Annotated in this window: 5 protein-coding genes; 2 read left to right on the top strand and 3 right to left on the bottom strand. The window is 57.5% G+C overall.

The window, feature by feature from the left end:
• Positions 1 to 406 precede the first annotated feature (406 nt).
• From BV911_RS18470 to BV911_RS18460, 3 genes are read right to left on the bottom strand one after another with little or no spacing between them, the layout of a single operon-like run.
• Entirely contained in the window at positions 407 to 868 is a 462-nt protein-coding gene (locus BV911_RS18470; RefSeq protein ID WP_086055017.1) for a pentapeptide repeat-containing protein, read from the bottom strand.
• Between the two features lie 59 nt (positions 869 to 927).
• Entirely contained in the window at positions 928 to 1,860 is a 933-nt protein-coding gene (locus tag BV911_RS18465; RefSeq protein ID WP_086055019.1) for a calcium/sodium antiporter, read from the bottom strand.
• A gap of 39 nt (positions 1,861 to 1,899) precedes the next feature.
• Positions 1,900 to 2,088 carry a hypothetical protein gene (locus tag BV911_RS18460; RefSeq protein WP_086055016.1) on the bottom strand — a complete coding sequence of 63 codons (189 nt, stop codon included), beginning with the start codon at positions 2,086 to 2,088 and terminating at the stop codon, positions 1,900 to 1,902.
• Between the two features lie 348 nt (positions 2,089 to 2,436).
• Here BV911_RS18460 and BV911_RS18455 point away from each other — a divergent pair, with 348 nt between their 5' ends.
• Both BV911_RS18455 and BV911_RS20460 read left to right on the top strand, forming a co-directional pair.
• A complete protein-coding gene (locus BV911_RS18455) occupies positions 2,437 to 3,168 on the top strand; it encodes a bifunctional 2-polyprenyl-6-hydroxyphenol methylase/3-demethylubiquinol 3-O-methyltransferase UbiG (protein WP_086055015.1) in 732 nt (243 codons plus the stop codon).
• Between the two features lie 314 nt (positions 3,169 to 3,482).
• Positions 3,483 to 3,800 (top strand): DarT ssDNA thymidine ADP-ribosyltransferase family protein, encoded by a 318-nt coding sequence (locus BV911_RS20460; RefSeq protein ID WP_371588358.1) that lies wholly within the window; start codon positions 3,483 to 3,485, stop codon positions 3,798 to 3,800.
• The last annotated feature ends 122 nt before the right edge of the window (positions 3,801 to 3,922 follow it).

Genomic DNA, 3,922 nt, shown 5'->3' with positions numbered 1-3,922 from the left:
AAATCCCCATAGCAACAAACGCCCCACCAAGCCCCACCCCGCGATTTCCCGCTTGAGCGCTTCTCCGACGCCAAGCAACGATCCGCGTCACTCAAACGACGCGCAAGGCGTCCGAGAAACCTGCATCTCTGCCGACCTCGGATGCACCGCAGCATCAGCCAGATCAGCATCGGCTTTCCGGACATGGACGGCCCAAACCGGCCACTCATCGGGCGATCTCATGCTGCGCCGCAGCTTCTCCAGACCGGTCATTCATGCAATTTGCAGAATTTTCACGGCTTAATTGTCGGTCTGCGGACTTCGCTGCCGTTTCCGATCAGGAATTAGAAGTCTGCTTTAATTCTGACCGGCATTGGTAGTGCCTAAAACCAATGTCGCAAACGCCTGATCTAATTCTTCGGCTGCCTTACCTGCAATCCGAGTTGTCCATCTCGTCATCCGGCATCTGAGTCGTGCAGAGCAGCGCCGACTGCAAGTCGGTGCGCTCGAGGAAGGCCCCCTCGAACACGGCACCGCGCAGGTCCGCGTTCTCGAACGTCACATCCACGAGCCGCGCCCCGACAAAACTCGCGCCGCGCAAATCTGCGCCGTCGAAGCTGATGCTGGCCAGTTTTGCACCGTCGAAAATCGCAATACCCAAGCCGGCGCGATCAAAGTGGATGTCGGACAGTTTTGACTCTCCGAGATCGATCCCCATGAGGCGTTGTCCCGAAAAGTCGTGACCTTCGAACACGCAACCCTGGCAATTGCCGAGCCCCCGCATGTCTTCAGTTCGATCTGTCTCCTGCGCACCTGCGGCGACGGAACACAAAACGACGGATACCCCGGTTACGATTGACTGTGAGAGCTGTCTCAATGTTCTGTTCATGCATCATTCTCCTGAAGGATTGCGGCACGCGGACGCGGAAAATTTCGAAGGTGACCATGTCAGGCGAACGTGACCAGCCATGCGGTGTAGCCTGTATAGGCCGAAATAAAGGCGAGGCCGATGCTGCGACCAATGCGTTGCCAGGGAACGACCGCGATGATCAGAGCCAAGGTCGCAGCGGCCATAAGCCAGACGTCGAACTGCGCGATTTGCGCCGGCACCGCGATCGGCCGGACCAGTGCGGTAATCCCAAGGATGCCCAAAATATTGTAGATGTTCGAGCCGACGACATTGCCGAAAGCGATGGCGGGCTCGCGTCGCAACGCTGCCATCACTGAGGTCACGAGTTCCGGCAGAGAGGTGCCTACAGCGACAATCGTTAGACCCACAACGGTCTCGCTCATGCCCCAGAGCAACGCCAGCGTCACCGCAGCGTCTACGGCAAGGCGCGCTCCGAAGATCGTCATTGCGATGCCGCCGAGAATCATCGTGATGGCCAGCCAGAGCGGGCCTAATGTCGGAGACGTGCTGGCGGCTAGATCCGGCGTATCACTGCGATCAGTCAAGTAGGTCACAACAAGGTAGGTCGCGAGAGCCGCGATCAGCACGCCGCCAAGCCAGCGATCAAGCGCACCGTGGAGAACCACTCCAACGCAGAGCAGTGTTGATATTGCAAGCGCCGCTCCGTCCCGGCCAAACCCGGAACGAGCGACGGTGATAGGCGAGATAATCGCGGCCACACCGAGGATGAGGAGAATATTAGCGATATTGGAGCCTACGACATTTCCTACCGCAATGCCGGGTAGGCCGTTGAGCGCTGCCTGAAGGCTGGTGACCAGCTCCGGCGTTGAGGTGCCGAAGCCGACGAGGGTCAATCCGATTAGCAAAGGTGAGACGCCCAACCGGTTGGCCGCCGAAACGGCACCCCGCACCAAGCCTTCGCCGCCAGCAACCAGTAAGAAAAACCCGAAGGCAAGCTGAAGATAGTTCACGGGGATGCCAAGGTTATGCAAGATTGGCGAGCGCATGGGTTATGCGGGTCGGCAGCCTTCATGCATCACATAGGTGCTGTGGCGACCGATCTTCAAGATTGGGCGATAATACATTTGACAGGCACCGAGAAACATCAGCGACTTCCATGTTCGATCGTCTAAAAACCTAGAAGCAGCCACTCGATCTTTACGCAGCATCAGCCAGATCAGCATCGGCTTGCCGGACATGGACGGCCCTTTCCGGACCTTCGAGGTAGCAGCCCGCGCCGCAGTGCGGCTTCACCGAACCGGACGCTCGTGCGTCGCGCAGCATTTTCACAGGCCGAATGATCGGTTGGCGGGACTTTCCAGCCTTTCATGAGGTCGGTCAAATTGACATTTTTCGTTTCACGGACGGTAAATGCTCGCATGGTTGACAAGGACATCCACATAGTCGCCGGTCAGCGGGTATCCCCTTGGCGGGATGATAATCACGCGACCTAACCCCGCCGATTGACAGCCTCGGACTCGCCCCCTTGGACGAGGTGTTTTGGCGTGGAAAACGTCCCTCGTCCTCCCCTTTCTCTGGAGACACACATGGCACAGAATATCTACGACAATCGCGATTTCTTCGCTGGCTACAGCCAGCTTCCCCGGCAGGTGCGAGGGCTGGATGGTGCGCCGGAATGGCCCGCCATCCGCGCGTTGCTGCCGGACGTTACAGGCAAGAGCGTGGCCGACCTGGGCTGCGGCTTCGGTTGGGCATCCCGCTGGTTCCGCGAGAACGGTGCGGCCTCGGTTCTGGGGCTTGATCTGTCACAGAACATGATCGACCGAGCCCGTGCCGACACTGACGATGCTGCTATCGACTATCGCATTGCCGATCTCGACACACTCGACCTTCCGGAAGCCGCGTTCGATCTAGTTTATAGTGCGCTGTCCTTCCACTACGTGCAGGATTTTGGGCGGTTGATGCGGGCGATCCACAGCGCGCTGACGCCCTGCGGCGATTTGGTCTTCATCATAGAACACCCGATCTTCATGGCCGCGACCCATCCGCATTGGATCAAGGACGAGGAAGGTCGCAAGACTTGGCCGGTCAATGGATATTCGGTGGAGGGCGAACGCCGCACCGACTGGTTCGCGGAGGGTGTGCTGAAGCATCATCGGACGCTGGCGACTACGGTCAACACCCCGCTTGGCGCGGGCTTCGCGCTGCGCAGGATCGAGGAGTATGCACCGACGCCGGATCAGATCGCGGCGATGCCGGAGCTGGCCGAAGAGAAGGAACGGCCAATGATGCTGATGGTTTCGGCATACAAGAGCTGATTTGGTTGCCGGGCAAGCATACTAACGAATATCGTGAAAGGGTTCACAGGGGACTTGCAGCGCTGCGGTGCCTGATCTTGTTGTTGATAGTGTGCTGGCACCTACATGGATGATGGCAGCCAGCCCATCTGCTACATCGCCTCAAGACGTAAAATGACCCCAACCACATACACGAACGGCGCAAGTCTGCCGCTCACTTCGAACGCTTACGATCAATGCCGCTGCGGGCTGGCCTACAAATCGCTTTCGCTTGGGTTGAAGGTCGCTAAGAAACAGTGTGTTCTGCAAAGGTAAACGTGAGCGAGTCAGTTGTCATGCCAGAAAGATTTATATTCCGTCAGGTAGACTATCGTGATGTCGGGACATTTCTCCAGGATGGAGAAATCAGAGCAAAAATTCATGCCAGTCCTCAACGATGCTATCAGACAAGTTATGCGAATCTGGTGAACCGCCGGGGGACTGCCATGTTCCAAGTCCCAGGAGGCGGAGTGGTCAACGATTATGTGGCCTTTTACTTTTCCCCTTATACTTCATTCACCTGCTCCATTCACAGGGGAGGTGTAGAGGTAGTGGATCCATCCGGACGAAACTTGGGGCCATCGCGCCTTGATGATCGAGTATTCGTAGTGTGAATCCCGGAGGCAAACTGGTCCACAGAAACGGTCGGATTACCTGACCGTCGCGGATTAAAAGTCCGCCATTCTGATGCCCGAGGCGGAAGCTGAGGGCTGGGAGATGTATTCTGTGGAACTTT

It is taken from the genome of Pseudoruegeria sp. SK021 (assembly GCF_002119405.1).
Taxonomy (GTDB): Bacteria; Pseudomonadota; Alphaproteobacteria; order Rhodobacterales; family Rhodobacteraceae; genus Meridianimarinicoccus.
The sequence above is the reverse complement of the archived record's forward strand: the minus strand, read 5'-3'. Positions and strand labels throughout refer to the sequence as shown.